Below are 16,645 nucleotides of genomic sequence, written 5' to 3'. Positions count from 1 at the left end.
TTCTGGATGGACCTGGGACGACGGCAGCCGGCTGGGTGAGCTGGTCGTTCGAGGCAGAGGTCACGAGTCACACCCCCTCTTCTAAAACGTTTCAATTCGAGTGGGTAACGTTCCCCAAAACGTGGGACAGACCCTAGGGAGGGGCGCGACGTAACGTCAAGATGTCGGACACGATGCACCGCATTAACCGAGGGCAGCCAGCCGACTTCGCTCCATGAGCTGCGAAGAAGCCCCAGCGGGCGGTACCTTTCCGCATCAGGGAGCACGTGAGCGGCTGCCCACACAGTGGGCAACGTTTCCCGCAATAGACGATCTGGAGGACTCCACATGAAGCCCCCCGCGCAGCCCAAGCGCGTCACCATCGTCGACGTGGCGAAGCACGCGCAGGTGTCCACTACGGCGGTGTCCAAGGTGCTGCGCAACGCATACGGGACCAGCCCCCAGATGCGCGCGAAGGTCCGACAGGCGATTGCCGATCTCGGCTACCGGCCGTATGCAGCGGCCCGGGGCATGCGCGGGCAGACCTACACGGTCGGCGTGATGCTGCCCGACATCCGCAATCCCTTCTTTCCCGAGATCCTCGACGGCATCACCGATGCCCTGTGGGACACCGACTACCAGGTCCTCGTCGCCCCGGGGCGCAACGGCGAGGAGCCCGAGGCAAAGGTCACCGAGGCCATGGTCGACCGCGGCATGGACGGCATGATTCTGGTCGCACCCATCTCACCGCGAACCCATCTCGAACGCCTCGCCGGCATCGTCCCGACCGTGGTCGTGGGGCGGCATGGCCAGTCCGCCGTCTACGACACCGTCTCCGACGACGACCTGGCCGGAGCCGCGCTCGTCGTCGACCACCTCGCGGATCTCGGACACCGACGCATCGCCCACATCGAGCACGATGAGACCGATCCCCGGCGGATCGCGGAAATGCCCAACGCCATCCGCGCAAACGGATACCGCCAGGCCATGCGCGTCCGCGGACTGGACAGCGAGATCGACATCGTCTCCACGACCTATACCCAGGAAGGAGGTTACCTGGGCGCCCAGCAACTGCTCTCCCGCCCACAGCCGCCCACCGCCATCTTCGCCGGCGCGGACATCGTTGCCATGGGGGTCATCCAAGCGGTCTCCGAAGCCGGTCTCCTCGTACCCGAGAACATCTCGATCTCGGGCTATGACAACACTTCCTTCGCTGCTCTCGGCCCGATCTCGCTGACCAGCGTCGACCAGGCGGGTCGCCATATCGGCTCCACTGCCGCCCAGCTTCTCCTGGACCGGATCGCCGACCGCACACGGCCCACGGCCCAGATCAAGTTCTCGCCGACCCTCGTCGCCCGCCGCACCACTGGTCACCCGCCCGTGTGACCACCGACCACAGGACACGCCCGCTAGCGACAGACCGGGCAGCTCCGGGACCGCAACTACCGTCCCGGAAACTGCCGCCTATGCCGGTAGGCGGCTGCGTCGGCGGACACATGGCCAGCCTCGCACTGGCCCAACTCCCCGACTTACCTCGCCCTCCGCATCTGCGGCCGCAAACCCCATCACGACGTACGAGACGACCAGCCCAGTGCGCGGTCACGTCCCCGCGGGGGCCCGGTGTGCTGAAAGTCGCGGGCGCCGATCAGACCCGCAGTTTGAACTGTCCGGGCCACAAGGGCAACAAGGGCGTAGGCAGCGCCGGCCTGAACCTGGGCAAGCGCGGACTGCCCTTCTCCGAGAGAAGCGCACGGGTCGTGCAGAAACGTGGAGCCTGATCAGCTCGGGTCCCCGGGCGGCGGAGCGCCGCTGGAGGTGGTGCATGCCCAGCTCTTCCAGCTGGCGCAGGCTGAGGCGGCGAGGCGCGGGTGATCAGGACACGGGCCCCGGCTGCCGCGGACAGCAGCAGCGCACCCACCTCCGGGGCGAGTTACGTGACCTCACCGAGGTCAAGGAAGAGTGGCGACGGCGCCGGACGCGTCCGGGCCCGGCGGGCTGTTCCCTGCCGGGCGCGGCGAGACGTGCGGATGCGGGGCATGCGGCTCAGTCGTGTTCGCGTCTGTCGACGCGTCGAAGTGACGATGACCTCAGGCTCGATGGCAGCGTGCGGCTACTTCACAGTGTCAGCGCTCGCTGGTCGTGTCTCGCGCGGTGCGAGTGGCGATGAAGGCCGAGCGGCTGATGTTGACGGCGTCGTTCCACTCGGGGTGGTCCTGGACATAGTCGGCGACAAAACCGGAGTAGATGCCAACCTTGGCCGGCCCCTGAGCCAGGTCTTCCAGGGCGTGGCGCGCTAGGGCAGACGCGATGCCCCGATGCCGTTGATCTGGATCCACATAAGAGTGGGTGAGCGTGGCACATCCGCTGGTCGTCTCGTATGCCAACGTACCGACGACCTGGTCATCGATCAGTGCCTCGCAGAGGCGGGTGGCTTCGTCGTTGCGTACCTCAACGGCGGCCGGTGAAGGCTGCATGTTCTCTTCTCGCCTCGTTCGTCTTCGGTCAGTGATCCCGAGCAGCCCTCACCAGGTCTGCGAATGGACCATCGAGTCCAATTTATAATGCACTTGCCAGAAGAGAATCGTCATACTGGACTAGAAGGTCCGAGGATGGACTGTTCGAATGGTCTACGTGAGACGCCCTGAAGGGGTAAGGCGATGAGCGGCGAAGTGCAGGTTCCGGTAACTGAGCAGCTGACCGACAACACGGATCGAGGCCGCTTTGAGCTCTGCCGTGACGACGACCTGGTCGGCTGGCTCCACTACACCCACCTGAAGCCCAACCGGTACGCGCTTCGGCACACCGAAGTCGAGGCGAACCATCAGCGCCAGGGTGTGGCGGGCGCGCTGGTGCGGCGCGTGTTCGACGAGATCCGCACCCGCGAGGGCACGATCACCGCAATCTGCCCCTTCGTGGTCGACTACCTCTCGCGAACAACCGCCTACGCCGATCTGGTCGACGCCCGGCACCCGGGATACTCCGATCGTGCTGCTGCCGAGTCGGCGCAGGTGGCGGCTGGCGGCTGAGACTACTGGGCCGCAATCAGCAGTCCCCTCGAAGGAGCCCCGTCACGGCCTCACGACGTGCCGCCTCGGGCACCTGGGCGGAATCCGGCGACCAGCCGCAGGTCAGGGTGATTCGGCACCCTGGCGAGCGTTGATGAGCTCACGTCTCCCCGATCTCCCGTAGCGTCAAGACGCGGGTAAGAAGCGGAGTCCACCCGACGCCATCCTCCGACGAATACACGACCTGGCTGTGACTGCACCGACTGGACGCCCGACTGAAGCCTGGCGTCTCAACCGGTGATCGTGACCTGGAGAGCCAAAGTGCGAAGGATTGGTTCGTCTGCGCTCACGATGGCAGATGTGGCGATCGATGAGGGGAAAGACCAATGAAGGCAGTGATTGGGGAGACCGCCGTGGCCGAGGCCGCGAGCGAAGCGGTAATCAGTATTGAGGGAAATATCTACTTCCCGCCGGACTCAGTTGCGGCCGGCGCGCTCTGCGATAGCCCGACTCCGTACACCTGCCCCTGGAAGGGGAGGGCGCAGTATCACGACGTTGTGGTCGGCGAGGTCACGCTCAGGGACGGGGCTTGGTCTTACCCGAACATCAAGGAGTCGGCGGCGAGCCGTGTGGGTCGCGACTTCAGCGGCTACGTCGCCTTCGATACACGCCAGGTCAGGATCGAGAACTGAAAGGGCACAGGCGCTGAGCACGGCGCCGCGGGTGCCGTCGGTTCGATCGCGGTGCAGCTCGCGCTGGAGGCGGGAGCCCGGGTGATCGGCACCAGTCGTTCCGCCGACCAGAGCACAGTCCTCGCTCTCGGCGCGCATACGTTCCTGGATCTCAAGGCCAGCCGGCTGGAGGACGTCGGCGAAGTCGACGTGGTGTTCGACGTGATCGGCGGTGACATCCTCGACCGCTCAGCCGCGCTCGTACGCGCCGGCGGGACGTTCGTCACGATCGCTCAGCCGCCCACAGTCCTACCCAAGGACGGACGGGCGATCTTCTTCGTCGTGGAACCCGACCACGCGCGCCTTGAGGACCTGGCGCAGCGGTTCCAGAACGGGCGGCTCGACGTGCGGGTCGGCGCGGTGCACCCGCTGACCGAGGCAGCCGCCGTCTTCGCCCCGGAGCAGCGTGTCACCGGTAGGACGATCATCCGGGTCACCGAAGACCTCCAGCGATCGCCGGGTGCGGCAACTCCGTGATCACCAGGAGGTGTTCAGCAGTTCCGACAGCAACCTGGCGCCCTCTTTGTTCGACAAAGACGGCAGGTCCGATCTCCGGCTCCAGGCCGCCAAGCAGTGACGGCCTGGTCTACCAAGTCCGGAAGCCCGGCAGGTCCCGTTGCCGTAAGAGGGAGGGGCGAACACGTTCAGGAAGGGGGGCAGGAGGCCCGAGACCAGCGCCCGGCTCCCAGTCAGCCGGGCTTCGTTCCGACCCCGGACTCGGCGCCCCGGCGCTTCCAACCGGTGCAGGTCCCGCAGGACACTGCCGTCCGCGGACACCCTGTCCAGGGCATCGGGGGCGCGTCAGGAAAGGATCCGCACGAGTGCGGAAAGCGCCTGAGGCCAGGCTGCGTCGGAGGGCACCCCGTATCCAACGACGAGGGCATCGGACAGGGCGTCCAGGGACCGTTCATGGCGGTATCGAGACAGGCCAGCCACTTTGAGGCCCTGCCGGGTTGCTGCCTGAAGGACCTGCTGTTCGGTCCCGGGCGGCAAAGCGAGCACGGTGTGCAGGCCAGCCGATGTCCCGATGACGCGCACCTCTGGGGCGTGCTGGGCAAGGGCGGTGACGAGAGCGTCTCGCCGATCGCGGTAGCGGCGACGCGCAGCACGCACGTGACGGTCGTAAGCGCCGGACGTGATGAACTCCGCCATCGTCAGCTGGCTGAGTACCTCGCACGAGTCGATCTGCCCCTTGGCCGCCACGACTTCCTCAGCGAGTGCGGGAGGCAGCGCCATCCAGGCCAGCCGCAGGCCAGGAGCAAGGGACCTGCTGGCGCTACCCAGGTAGACCACATGGTCGGGGTCGAGCCCTTGGAGTGCCCCGACAGACTGGTGGCCGAACCGGAACTCACCGTCGTAGTCATCCTCCAGGACCAAGCCGCCGGTCCGTCTGGCCCACTCCACGACGGCCGTCCGGCGATCGCGCTGCAGCGCCGTGCCCACAGGGAACTGGTGAGCCGGTGTGAGTAGGACCGCATCGGTGCCGGCTGGCGGCACCGGGTCGGTCCCGTGGGTATCGAAGGGAAGCACAACGGTCTTCAGTCCAGCAGCCGCCAGCAGCTCACGGTACTTGTCTACGCCGTAGGACTCGACGGCGACGTTCCCCGACCCCCGCCTGGCCAGGACTCCGCTCAGGATTTGCAGGCCGTGGGAGACGCCGGCGCAGATCAGTATGTGATCCGGACTCACGTACACGCTCCGGGCTCGAGCGAGATGGTCCGCGAGTGCGGCCCGTAGTTCCGGCCGACCGCGGGGGTCGCCGTATCCGAGCGCGTTGGCGGGGGCCGCCGCCAGGGCGCGGCGTGTGGCCTTCAGCCACGCTGCACGAGGAAAAGCGGTGAGGTCGGGGTTCCCTGGGATCAGGTCGTGCCAACGGTCTCCGGACGACTCAGCGGCCGAGCGCGCCAAGATCGGCCGAGTGTTCATCCTGTCTGCCACGAGCGTGCCCGAGCCTCCGCGAGCGGTGAGCCACCCTTCGGCGACGAGGTCGGTATAGGCGTCAGCCACGGTGTTGCGAGCAAGGCCGAGATCGGTGGCGAGCTGGCGGGAGGAGGGCAACCGTGACCCCGGGGGCAGGCGGCCGGTGCGGACCGCTTCGCGCACGGCTTCGGCCAGCGCACGTCGCACACCCCGTCCAGCTTGCATCAGATCATTCTCAAGGGCCTGCCGTAGCTGCGCTGGACTGATCCTGGTGCGGGCGCCGAGGTGCCCGACAGTGGCCGCATTGTTGATCGGAACATCAACCAGGCCGCCGGGCAGCAGGCAGTCGGTGGCCGCGGTGCGCTGGTTGGCGTTGGTCAGATCGGTAGTCACGATGCGAACCTCAACGCTCGACGGTGCTTGCTCTGATGGCGATGACGGTTTCGTTGAGTTGGTTGGCGGTGCGGGAGAGAGGGATGACATCGACTCCGGCATGGGCAAGTCCGGTCGCAATCGCTGCGTCAATGCCGCGGCCAGAGCCGGTGATCAGTGCGGTCTCGCCAACAAGTCCAGCCGTCACGCATAAGAGTTCCTTTCAACGCGGAGCGTGGGATGGCCTCTCCCACGCCTCGTGGCGCATGACGCGACTCCGACGAGCGAGAGGGGCTACCGGATTGCCCCTGCACCTGTCTGATGAGCGTCGATCCTCCGCGCCGTCTTACCGAAATTCCAATATCACCTTTGACGGCCTCGTCTCGGCAGCAGGTCAGTAACCCTTACCACCCCGGTCAAACCGTTCGCTTAAACGGCCGGGCTTACTGATCGTTTCGGAATGACTTATTGAGAGGAGAGAGCAGGTCAGGTACCCGATTTCGCGAGGCTGAATACCTCTGCCCAGACGCCGATCGAGCACGACCCGGAAAAGCCGTCCGGCGTTTCGACATGGTTGCCTGTGACGGCCTCCGAAGCGCACGACACCTTTACCGCAGCACGGCCAGGAAGGTAGTGCCGACGGGTCGTTCGCCCTAGACCGATTGGCACCTTGTCGGCTCACCATCCCTAGGTACGCCGCCCCTCGGTGTCGCACCACGCTCACCGGTGCAGGCGGCGGCGGGAGGGCGACGAGGAACGGGCGAGGCGAACGGCGGTGCGGGCTGGCCGCGACGTGGTTGGTAAGACGGCGCCGCGGTTCGACGCTGACGAGACGGACGCTGACATCCATTCATTGTGACTTCTTGCTTACGCGTGGTTTCTCGTGGTGCGTCATTCGGCCGGAGTGTGTCAGCCCAGCCCTGCCGGGCGTCGGCGCCTTGGACAGGACACAGCCCGGATTTCCGGAAGCCCCGGGGTTGGTTCAGAACAATAGAAAGGCACGGCTAGATGCAGGATGTGACACCAGTGATCAACCTGGCTCGCGGGGGTAAGTCGCCCCGTCTGGCATTCATATCTGCGGTGGCCTCCCTGGTGGCCTCGTTTGCCGCGACGGCCGCACCGATCCCCCTGTTCAACACCTACCGGGCCGAGGATGGGTTCACCAACGCCAGCATCTCGCTGGCCGTCGTCACGTACTCCGTCGGCACTATCGCCACACTGTTGGTGCTGGGACGACTTTCCAATCATCTGGGCCGGCGGCTCACAGCGATCGCCAGCCTCGGCCTGCTCCTGCTGGGCTGTCTGCTGCTGCTGAACGTGTACGACCTCGGCACTCTGCTGGCCGGTCGGCTACTGATGGGCGTCGGTGCGGGATTGGCCAGCAGCAGCCTCACCTCCTACATCGTCGACACCGCACCTAACAGGCCGGAATGGTTGGCCTCCGTCGCGTCCAGCCAGGGACCCATGCTCGGTCTCACCCTCGGCGCCATCGCCTCCGGCGCCCTGGTCCAGTTCGCACCCTGGCCACGCGAGCTCATCTACCTGGTTTGCGCCGGTCTCCTCGTACTGGCTGCCGCACTGATCGTCATCAGCCCGGAAACCGCGAAGTCGACGCCAGGCGCTTGGCGATCACTGATACCCCGGGTCCGCGTACCGGCCCGGGTCAGGCACCTGCTCCCTGTTGCGGCCGCGGTGTTCTTGGCCACCTGGGCGACCGGGGCCTTTTACCAGGCATTCATGCCCGCGCTGGTCGCAGATCAACTCCACACCCACAGCCCACTCCTCCTCGGACTGGTGTTCGCTGCCTACATGGCCCCCAGTGTTCTCGGCGCCCCCGTCGGCGGCCGCTTCACATCCGCGGCAGCCCAACGCATCGGCATGACCATCTTCCTGGCCGGATGGATCGGCATCGTTGCAGCGATCGCCATCGGCACACTGGCGCTGTTCATCGCCGCAACCGTCGTCGCCGGCGCCGGTCAAGGCATCGCCATCAGTGCCGCCACCCGCGGCCTGCTCTACGACAGCACACTCGCCGACCGGGCGCCGACCTTCAGCACGATCTACCTCCTCTGCTACAGCGGCGCCGCCTTCCCCAGCCTCATCTCAGGCCAGCTCTCGAACGCCTTCTCGCTACCGCAGATCGCCCTCGGATACGGCGGACTTGCCATCGTCGCCACCCTGTTCACCGTCCTCGCCGCACGCAACCCGCACACCGACACGATCAGTACGGTGAGTAATCATGACGACCCTCACCGTCATCCAGGCCTCACTCGACCCTGAGCGGGTCACCACTGCTCGCCGACGCACGCCGATCGCGACAACCGGATCAGCGGTGGCGATATACCCCATTTCCGCGATCGCGATCAGGGTGATCAGTAGGTCGCGGCCCAGCTGGACCAGCTCATCCGGGAGCCGGTCAGCTGGCGGCCGGCGGCCGGGCGGTCGACCTACAGGTAGCAGGCCGCCGCAGGTGCCCCGCTATGCGCCCTGTCGCATGCCCCCGCTGGTGGAGGCGACCTGCTCCGCACGCAGATACTGTTATTGAAGAACAACGAGGTCATATCGCTCGAAGATGGGTAGTGAGCGGCTAAATGGACGCCTCGGATGAAATTCTTCAGATGGCTACACCGTCGGCTCTATTGGCCCTGGACGGAGTCATCCGCAGCCTCAACGAGGCGATGGCCAGGACACTGGGCAGGTCAGTGGAGCAGTGCGCGGGTCGTGGCTTCGGTGAGCTGTTGCCCACAAGTCAGCTGAGCGCGGTCGAAAGTCTCGTTTCCCACGCTGCCACGACAAAAACGGTCGCCATGCGGGTGCTGGAGTTCCCCGGGCCAGGTGCAGCATCTGTCGTCTGCCTTGTCGAGGCGCGACGAGTGACCGACCCCGTAGGTGGCGAGGCGCTGGTGTGGGTGCACTCGCTGGACGCGAGAAATGACCGGGGCGGCCTGTTGATCCCGTTCCGTCTGGCAGCCAAGGCCGCCAATCTCGGTCTGTGCATGTATTCACCCCAGGAGCGCATGCTGGAGTGGTTGGGCGGCGCACCCGCCTTGGCGGCGCTGTTCCCGGAGGCTTCCATGTCGCTGTCCGAGGTCGTTCGGCGGGTCCATCCCGATGACCGCGGTGCACTGCGGCGGCTCGTGCGTTCGGCGGCCCCCCGGTCCCCCTGGATCAGGTTGCGATTTCTTACCGAGCACGATGGCTGGCATTTCCTGGTCTGCCGGGCCCGTCGGATCATCCTGGGATCCGGCGGCCCTGAGCGGGTCTTCGGAGTGATCCACGACGAGACCAAGAGGCAAGTGCGCCGACGGCGAGCGCTGATCGCGCTGAGTGCTGAACGTCAGCGCGCCGACGAGATCGCGGCCTTCTCCTCCGCCGTGATGACAGCAGTCACGGAGCAAGAAGTACAGCAGGTCATCCTGACCCGGCTCGCTGCGACCTTCGGTGGTACGGGCGCCGCGCTGGCGTTCAACACCAATGGCCGCCTACGCGTCTCCTCCGATGCCGGGATCCCGATCCCGGTGGCCGCACTGCACGGCCTGCCGCTGGACGCCCCCAGCGCGCTGCCCCATGTGATCCGCACTGGTGAGCCACAGTTCATTTCCAACCAGGCGGACTACATCCGCCGCTGGCCGCGCGGGGCCATGGTGCCGTACTTCGACCAGCTCGACTCCGGCTACGCCATCTCGATCACCTCCCTCAGCCCGGGCGGCGATCAGCCGCTCGGGGCCTGGCTGGTGACCTACGACAGCGAACACCGCTCCTCCCCGGACGAGCGGGTCCTCATGAGTACTCTGGCCGACCTTGCAGGCCAGGCACTGAAGCGCGTCAGGTTGCAAGAGGCACGAGTCGAGCTGGCCACAGCACTCCAACAGGCCATGCTCCCCATGCTCCCCGAGCACCTCCCGGGCCTGGAGGCCGCCGCCTGCTACCAACCAAGCCGCGACGGGCTCGACATCGGCGGAGACTGGTACGACGCCTTCGTCCTGCCCGACGGTGCCATCGCCCTGGAGATCGGCGACGTCCAAGGGCACGACGTGGACGCCGCCGCAGCCATGGGACAGGTGCGCGCCTCCATGCGCGCCATCGCCGCCCACGAACCGGATCCCGCAACCGTGCTGACGCGCACCAACGAACTGCTCGTCACGATGGACGTGCCACGATTCGCCAGCTGCACCATGCTGCGAATCAACGCAGACGATGGACGGGTCACCGGTGCCAGCGCCGGCCATGTGCCCTTGCTGTACGCACGCGACGACGGCAGCCACAGCATCCGTGAGATGTCGGGCGGCCCGGTGCTGGGGGTACTGCCCCACGCCGACTACGCCGAAGAAACCTTCACACTGGACAAGGATGCCGCGCTGGTCATGGTCACCGACGGCGTGGTCGAAGGGCCGGCCCTGACACTGGACGCCGGACTGGAGCGAGCCGGAACGCTGGCCGCCCAAGCCATCCACGATGGGCTGAACGCCGAGGAAACCGCCGACCGCATCCTTGACGCCGCGGTCGCGGTAGACCACCTCGACGACGTGGCCGTGCTGATCATCCGGCGCACATGACGGCGCCGCGTCCTCACACATCCCCTGTACGGAGCCCGGTCACCGAGAGCCCTAGTTCGGAAGATCGCGAACGCGGATAGCGCTTAGGCATGCAGAGTCGCTGGCCTGCGATGCCGTGCAGGTTCCCCGGCTTCTCCTTGTTCACCGGATTGCGTCTCGTGCCGTCGCTGCATCCAGCGGGCCGTTTCTGTGTCCGAGCGAGCGGCCGGCATGGTCGCGGCATGGTTGTTGCGTCGACTGGGCGCCGGGTTCCAAGCCGCCGGTCGTGGGCTCATCGGGGCGTGGGGCGACGGCTCCGGGTCGGACAGGCAGAGAGCTGGAGGCAGCCAAAAAAGGGACCTTGAGGTCCACTCTGAATGCTGCTAGCGTTCGCACCGGTAATCTGGTCAATGTGGCGGAACAGGCGAGCGACAAAAACGGCTCCCGCTTGACTGAACGTGGGCGGGCGACTCGAGAGCGCATTTTGAGGGCCGCCGCGGACATGATGTACGTCAAGGGTGTGGGCCTCACGACCCTTGACGATGTCAGGGCGGCCAGCGGAACGAGTAAATCTCAGCTCTACCGCCACTACCCCGACAAGGATGCGTTGGTGCGGGACGTTGTCGCGTTGCAGGCTGCGGAATTGCTCGGACGCCAGCACCAGCTACTGCGGCGGCTCAGCTCCCTCCGCGGGCTGGAGCGCTGGCGGGACGCAGTGGTCGAACACAACGCGCTTCGAAACGGAGCGTACGGCTGCCCGCTCGGCTCCCTTGCAAGCGAGCTGGCCGATCAGGACGAAGAGGCGCGTACAGCGATCGCGCGGCACTTCGGCACTTGGGAAGGACTGCTCGAGGCCGGGCTCGCGCGGATGAAGGACTCGGGAGTCCTCCGTGCCGACGCGGACACTGAAGAGCTCGCCACCGGCCTCATGGCCGCCCTTCAAGGCGGCTATCTCCTTGCGCAGACGGCACGGAACGTTCAACCCATGAGGATCGCCCTCGACATGGCGATTGGCCACATCAAGACTTATGCCGTGCCTGCCGAGGACGGCAATCCGCCTGCAGAGGGCCCTGGACAGCGCTAAAACCGCCCGGGACGAGGCGGCGCCGAGAAGGCCCTGTGCGCCACCGCAGGCGGGGGCGGTCTGCCTCGCGGCAGGCCGGAGGCGCGACGGGACGTGTTCGTCCGCACGCCTCACTGGCGGCATGCGACCCCAGTTGCCAACGAAAAGTGGCGGCCCCTACGCAAAGACAGGTCGCGTTCCGCCCAGCTCTTCGGACTGGGCGGAACGCTGGGCCGGTCGCCGGCTCTCCGGTGCGAGTGGTTCGCCAACCACTACCAACCACGGTTGCGGAGCACACACCGCCGTCGGCGAGGACCGTGACGGCTCCGAGCCTGCCGCGCTCGTCATGAAGAGTTACTCGCCCTCGGCCAGGACGACGTCGTCCGCTGCCAGCGCGGCGCCGTAACCACCCTGTAGTGCGAGGATCCAGCAGGTTTGGCCCACAAAAAAGAGGACTAATTGGTCCGGAAAATCGGACCGACCTGCGGTACGTTTGGCGACAGCGGTCCCTCGCGGACGGCTAAGCAGCCAAGCCTCACAAGGATCCCCAAGGCGGTAGGCACCATGTATGCGGGCGTCCAGTTCTCAGTGCTCAGCCCGGTCCGGCCGCACAGACCGAGGGTCGTGGCCCGAGCCGGTCAGCCGAGGCAGTGCGCCGTGCTCGCTTCGCTGTTGTTCAGGGCAGGCAAGCATGCAAGTCCCTCGAAACGGGTGGAGGACGTGCGGGACGACGACACCCCATCATCTGCCGCAGGCTCCATGTGCACGTACGCCTGCAGGCTCAGGCAGGCGCCGGGGAAGCAGAGAGACCCCTCCATGCGCCCGGTCGACGGGGCCTGTCTGCTGGGCGTCCAACCGGACGCTCTGGACCTGAACAAGTTCATGGAAACCACGGCAAGGGCGAGCGAGCCCCGCACCGCCAACGACCTGGCATCCGCGGCGAGCCCGTTGACCGAGGGCCGCGAGATACGGAAAGGAGCCTCGCCGGGGTCCCGGGGCCGTTCGCACGCCGACAGCGCAGCGCCGGCTGGCTGTCTACCTCGCAGACGTCGAGGGCCTCTGCTGCCGCGAAATCACAGAAACGAGGGGAACCCCTGGGCACCGTGATGTCGCGCATCCACAGAGAGCAGCAACAGCTCCTGCCGTAGTACACGCCTGGCACGGCGTGACCGCCTGCCACCGGCGTGGTGGGTCGCAGACCTCCACGGCCCGCCTGCTCACCAACCAGCCGCAACAGTTCGAAAGCGTGCCCCACGCCGTGCGTGAGCCCCTCGTCGAACTACGCCGGAAACCCGGGCCGTGAACCGCGGGACACGTGCGCGGCGAATGAAAAACAGTGACTTCGCGTAGACGCTCTGTAGATGGTCTCGTGCGGGCTTGTCCGCACGAAATGACCTGGGGATTGAGAACCATGCACTCTGCGGATGGTAAAAAAACGTGTCGCTCGGCTCCTGATAGACAGACCGGAACCAACGGCAGCCCCCCGCCACCGGGACCCGCCCCAGACCGACGGCAGCTCGACCCGGAGTCCGCCGCCTGGGTAGACGCGCTCGAGGGCGGCCGTGGGTCGCAGTATGAGCAGGCCTGCACGCGGCTGCACGCACTGCTGGTGCGGATCGCCATGGACGAAGTGTTCCGCCGAGGTCCTCGTTACCGAATTACCGGGCCCGAGCTGAACGATCTCGCCCACCAGGCAGCTGCCGACGCACTGATGAGGATCACCCACAAAATCCAGGAATTTCGTGGCGACGCCAGGTTCACCACGTGGGCCTTCCGATTCGTCGTACTTGAAGTGTCCAGCAAGCTGGGCCGCCATTTCTGGCGTGTCTCAAATACCTGGTTCGACCTGGACGAATGGGCGCAACTGCCCGACCGCTCCGGTATCGACCCCGTCAGCCACTGGCAGGCGCGAGAACTGGTCGCAGCCGCGCGCAACGCAGTCGAGACCGCACTGAGCGCCCGCCAGCGGCAGGTCTTCACTGCCGTCGTCAACGGGATCCCCCTGGAAACGCTCGCCAGTGAGCTGGAAACGAACCGTAACGCGCTCTACAAGACGATGTTCGACGCCCGTAAGAAACTGCGAGCTCAGCTGATAGCCAGCGGACATCTCAGCGCTGCGGGCTGAGGCAGCGGCGACGACGTCGGCCCGCGCAGCGCTGGGGCTCGCACCGGCCCCGAATAGGCTTTTCTCTCCCGTCCGCGCCGGGAGGACGACCGCCAGGCGCCGTGCGCCGTCAGAACCTCACCTTCCCGACGGGCCGGAAGTAAGAAGTCGGCACCCCAGGGCGCTCACCTCCGAAGGGGCTCACACGAGCCGGCCCGGACAAAGGACTCGGGCGTTCGTCGAGCAGACGGCTGCTTACCTGGTGCTCCGGGGTCACACACCGGGCCCACGTCGCGCCGCTCGCGAAAATGTGTCCGTTCCCCCGTCGGCTTCCGTCACTGTTGCCGGCGTACTGGCGCCGCCGTTCGCGGCGGACATGCGATGGACGCCACCTCGGGCCTGACCGGTCGGTCGATCGGTCGGGGTACTCAGATTGATAGAGGAGTTGATCACCTTGGACGGACAGGAGCTGCAGAAGATCGCGGGTGACCGCACGGTTGAGTTGCCCGGCGCCGACCTGGAGCATCGTTTCGGCCCGGACTGGGACCTCTACAAGGTGTGCGGCAAGGTCTTCATGCTCATGACCGACATGCCAGGTCGCCCCGTCGTGATCCTGAAAGCTGATCCGGACGACGCCGCGGCCCTGCGTGAGCGGCACGCAGACATCACTCCCGGCTATCACATGAACAAGAGGCACTGGATCACGGTGGAAGGCGGGGGCACCATCGACGAGAAGCTGGTGAAGGAACTTGTGACGGACTCCTACCGTCTCGTGGTCGGCGGGCTTCCGAAGTCCAAGCAACCCGTGGATCCGCACACCTACGGCCGCGGCGTCTGACCTTCGTCATGCCCATCAGCAGCGAGAACCTTAAGGACAGACCGTGCGGCACAGTACTGGCGCTGCCCGGAGTCAGCTCCAGGCACCGGTTCGCCGAGCAGTTGAACGTCTGCATGGTGGCGGGCAAGGTCTCCTGTTCGTCGCGGACCGCCCAGTCGAACGCATCGTCGCCCTCGAGGCAGGACCGGAGTTACGGGCGGTGCTGCAGGGCAATCACCCCTCGAGCACCGTGGGCCGCCAACCAAGCCTTCGTTACCCGGTACTTGGCGGAGTAGTCACCCACGGGTGGAGCGACCTGGTCGTCACGCTTCCCGATAGGCCGATCACCCTCGCGATCGGCGGACCTGCTGCCCCGGACTGGTCCGCGGGCACCAAGTTGTTGAACTTGGCGCCGGAGGCGGGCGGGCTCGTCACCTGGGCAACCGATCTCCCGGGCCGCCCCGCCCCCTGGCCGGCGATCCTCGAGTGCACAAGGCTCGGGCTCGCCGACAACCTGGACTCCAACCGGCTCGCGGAAGGCACCCTTTGCGTTAGGCGTGTGCTTGCGTCGCGCAGGAGATATGCCCAGCTGGCCTCAGGAGGCAGCGACCGCCTGAGAAGTGGGTCGTGTTGCAAACGTGTGCTCAGCGGCGAGCGAAGGATGCGATGTGGTCCAGAGCCATGTCCAGCGCAACGGCCATCGGCTCGGAGCTGTGAGCGTTCTGTGCAAGTACGTAACCACCCTGCAGAGCAGCCAGCAGACCAGTACCCAAGCGCCGTGGGTCCGCGTGCTCGGCAAGTACACCGAGGACGCGGAGCCGGGTCAGTGTTTCGATGAGCATCCGCCGCCAGGCCTCGATTGATGCGTTGAGCGCTTGGCGGGACTGCTCATCGTTGTCGGACAGCTCAATCGACATCGCGCCCAGTGCGCATCCGTATGAGCCGTCCTGCAGTGAGTTGGCCTGGACGAGAGCGTCACGCCAGCGGCGCAGACCGGTGAGGGTCTTCACGCCGCGTAGGTGCTGTTCCTCGCGCGCGAGGACGAACTTGGACTGCAGGTCGATCACGGCGTGGACCAGCGTGAGCTTGTCCTCGAAGTGGTTGTACAACTGCGACTTACTCGTGCCGCTCGCCACCCGGACGTCATCGAGGGTGGTGGCGTTGACGCCCCTGACATAAAACAGCTTGGCTGCCGAATCAACGATCCGTGAACGGGTTTCCAGGCCGCGTGGCGTGCGGCGAGTACCGCTGGTTCCGGGCACGGTGCCTCCCTCGGGCATGTCACTCACTCGTGCTGCTCGGCCGCGGCCTGCATCACAACCGCGGTGGCCTCGATCTCCAAAGGAGACCGGCCCGGATCAGTTGTGGCACCAATACGAGCATATACGCCGGTCGGTGAGAGATGACGTCCTTGCGAACCTCACGTACGCGTCGACGTCGTCGTGGTCGGTGAGCCAGGACCGACCTGGATGATGTCGCTCATCTTGGCGCCGGCCGGCCGCAGCGCTTCGCACACGTTGTCCGAGGCTTGCCCGGCCTCCTTGGCGAAGTCTTCCGGCATGGTTCTGGCCGGCCACGATCCCGGGGTGCCGGACGGGACGACCTGCGGGGCGCCGGCCGGGATCGCGAGCGCATCAAGTAGATGCCGATGTGGCATGACACCGTGACGTCGATCGACTGCGTTGCGGCGGTCATGCCAAGTAGAGCCTCCTCGTAGACGGATGCGGGAAAGGGGCCCAGGTGGATCCGGGAGATCTGCCCTTCCTCTCAGTCCAGTCTTACTCAAGAGTGGACTAAAACGTCCATAAAAATCAATCGACCTAGTCCAGATCGGACCAACTCGAGGCGGCTTGAACTCGCCCGTCCAACTCGCCAGAGCAGCTCGCAACGCAGCCATCGATCACCTCTGAACTGCGCATTTACTGATCCGACGCGACCTGGACTCACTTGCATGCAACATGGCGGAAGCGATCGATCCAGGGAGGGGGTTGCGTAGCCATTTCTGGTCTGTATAGTCCTTCGTATGTGGTGTCTGGGGTGGCGAAGAGATCTCCGGACTCGGCGCAGGCGGAGTCACCCCCGCAAAGCACGGCACCAGGCGCAACCGACGCCACCGGCC

General features: G+C 66.1%; 13 protein-coding genes and 1 pseudogene. 9 read left to right on the top strand and 5 right to left on the bottom strand.

Features of this window, described 5'->3' with window-relative positions; genetic code table 11:
- Positions 1–327 precede the first annotated feature (327 nt).
- Positions 328–1,365: a LacI family DNA-binding transcriptional regulator gene (locus tag ACFVTC_RS33805; protein WP_390132274.1), complete on the top strand. Its 1,038-nt coding sequence runs from the start codon at positions 328–330 to the stop codon at positions 1,363–1,365.
- A 737-nt stretch (positions 1,366–2,102) separates the two neighbouring features.
- On the opposite strand, the gene ACFVTC_RS33800 is transcribed toward ACFVTC_RS33805, so the two are convergent.
- Complete coding sequence (locus ACFVTC_RS33800; protein ID WP_390132273.1) at positions 2,103–2,453, bottom strand: GNAT family N-acetyltransferase; 351 nt, start codon at positions 2,451–2,453, stop codon at positions 2,103–2,105.
- Positions 2,454–2,636: 183 nt separating this feature from the next.
- Here ACFVTC_RS33800 and ACFVTC_RS33795 point away from each other — a divergent pair, with 183 nt between their 5' ends.
- The 3 genes and pseudogenes from ACFVTC_RS33795 to ACFVTC_RS33785 all read left to right on the top strand — a co-directional run.
- Positions 2,637–3,005 (top strand): GNAT family N-acetyltransferase, encoded by a 369-nt coding sequence (locus tag ACFVTC_RS33795; protein ID WP_390132272.1) that lies wholly within the window; start codon positions 2,637–2,639, stop codon positions 3,003–3,005.
- A 365-nt stretch (positions 3,006–3,370) separates the two neighbouring features.
- On the top strand, positions 3,371–3,676 hold the full coding sequence (locus tag ACFVTC_RS33790; RefSeq protein ID WP_390132271.1) for a DUF427 domain-containing protein: 306 nt from the start codon (positions 3,371–3,373) through the stop codon (positions 3,674–3,676).
- 18 nt (positions 3,677–3,694) lie between these two features.
- Positions 3,695–4,192, top strand: a pseudogene (locus ACFVTC_RS33785) (zinc-binding dehydrogenase); the annotation flags it as partial.
- 324 nt (positions 4,193–4,516) lie between these two features.
- Here ACFVTC_RS33785 and ACFVTC_RS33780 read toward each other — a convergent pair.
- Entirely contained in the window at positions 4,517–5,860 is a 1,344-nt protein-coding gene (locus ACFVTC_RS33780) for a PLP-dependent aminotransferase family protein (RefSeq protein ID WP_390132356.1), read from the bottom strand.
- A gap of 178 nt (positions 5,861–6,038) precedes the next feature.
- Complete coding sequence (locus ACFVTC_RS33775; protein ID WP_390132270.1) at positions 6,039–6,215, bottom strand: SDR family NAD(P)-dependent oxidoreductase; 177 nt, start codon at positions 6,213–6,215, stop codon at positions 6,039–6,041.
- 872 nt (positions 6,216–7,087) lie between these two features.
- Here ACFVTC_RS33775 and ACFVTC_RS33770 point away from each other — a divergent pair.
- From ACFVTC_RS33770 to ACFVTC_RS33750, 5 genes are all read left to right on the top strand, one after another.
- The gene (locus tag ACFVTC_RS33770) at positions 7,088–8,287 is read left to right on the top strand and encodes an MFS transporter (protein WP_390132269.1); all 1,200 of its coding nucleotides are present in this window, start codon (positions 7,088–7,090) and stop codon (positions 8,285–8,287) included.
- A 311-nt stretch (positions 8,288–8,598) separates the two neighbouring features.
- Complete coding sequence (locus ACFVTC_RS33765; protein WP_390132268.1) at positions 8,599–10,563, top strand: SpoIIE family protein phosphatase; 1,965 nt, start codon at positions 8,599–8,601, stop codon at positions 10,561–10,563.
- A 391-nt stretch (positions 10,564–10,954) separates the two neighbouring features.
- Positions 10,955–11,626, top strand: a complete 672-nt coding sequence (locus tag ACFVTC_RS33760) for a TetR/AcrR family transcriptional regulator (RefSeq protein ID WP_390132267.1) — start codon at positions 10,955–10,957, stop codon at positions 11,624–11,626.
- 1,369 nt (positions 11,627–12,995) lie between these two features.
- A complete protein-coding gene (locus ACFVTC_RS33755; RefSeq protein WP_390132266.1) occupies positions 12,996–13,730 on the top strand; it encodes an RNA polymerase sigma factor in 735 nt (244 codons plus the stop codon).
- Positions 13,731–14,163: 433 nt separating this feature from the next.
- On the top strand, positions 14,164–14,547 hold the full coding sequence (locus tag ACFVTC_RS33750) for an MmcQ/YjbR family DNA-binding protein (RefSeq protein ID WP_390132265.1): 384 nt from the start codon (positions 14,164–14,166) through the stop codon (positions 14,545–14,547).
- 623 nt (positions 14,548–15,170) lie between these two features.
- Here the strand turns inward: ACFVTC_RS33750 and ACFVTC_RS33745 are convergent.
- Together ACFVTC_RS33745 and ACFVTC_RS33740 are read right to left on the bottom strand one after the other, a co-directional pair.
- A complete protein-coding gene (locus tag ACFVTC_RS33745) occupies positions 15,171–15,788 on the bottom strand; it encodes a TetR/AcrR family transcriptional regulator (RefSeq protein ID WP_390132264.1) in 618 nt (205 codons plus the stop codon).
- 158 nt (positions 15,789–15,946) lie between these two features.
- Complete coding sequence (locus tag ACFVTC_RS33740; protein WP_390132263.1) at positions 15,947–16,087, bottom strand: hypothetical protein; 141 nt, start codon at positions 16,085–16,087, stop codon at positions 15,947–15,949.
- Between the last annotated feature and the right edge of the window lie 558 nt (positions 16,088–16,645).

The sequence above is a fragment of the Streptomyces sp. NPDC057950 genome, assembly GCF_042887295.1.
Taxonomy (GTDB): domain Bacteria; phylum Actinomycetota; class Actinomycetes; order Streptomycetales; family Streptomycetaceae; genus Streptomyces; species Streptomyces kaempferi.
The sequence above is the reverse complement of the archived record's forward strand: the minus strand, read 5'-3'. Positions and strand labels throughout refer to the sequence as shown.

Excerpts from the sequence above, each read along its gene's own strand:
- ACFVTC_RS33780 (WP_390132356.1), bottom strand. The coding sequence starts at position 5,860 with ATGCAAGCTGGACGGGGTGTGCGACGTGCGCTGGCCGAAGCCGTGCGC.
- ACFVTC_RS33755 (WP_390132266.1), top strand. The coding sequence starts at position 12,996 with ATGACCTGGGGATTGAGAACCATGCACTCTGCGGATGGTAAAAAAACG.
- ACFVTC_RS33805 (WP_390132274.1), top strand. The coding sequence starts at position 328 with ATGAAGCCCCCCGCGCAGCCCAAGCGCGTCACCATCGTCGACGTGGCG.
- ACFVTC_RS33790 (WP_390132271.1), top strand. The coding sequence starts at position 3,371 with ATGAAGGCAGTGATTGGGGAGACCGCCGTGGCCGAGGCCGCGAGCGAA.
- ACFVTC_RS33740 (WP_390132263.1), bottom strand. The coding sequence starts at position 16,087 with ATGCCGGAAGACTTCGCCAAGGAGGCCGGGCAAGCCTCGGACAACGTG.
- ACFVTC_RS33795 (WP_390132272.1), top strand. The coding sequence starts at position 2,637 with ATGAGCGGCGAAGTGCAGGTTCCGGTAACTGAGCAGCTGACCGACAAC.
- ACFVTC_RS33765 (WP_390132268.1), top strand. The coding sequence starts at position 8,599 with ATGGACGCCTCGGATGAAATTCTTCAGATGGCTACACCGTCGGCTCTA.
- ACFVTC_RS33800 (WP_390132273.1), bottom strand. The coding sequence starts at position 2,453 with ATGCAGCCTTCACCGGCCGCCGTTGAGGTACGCAACGACGAAGCCACC.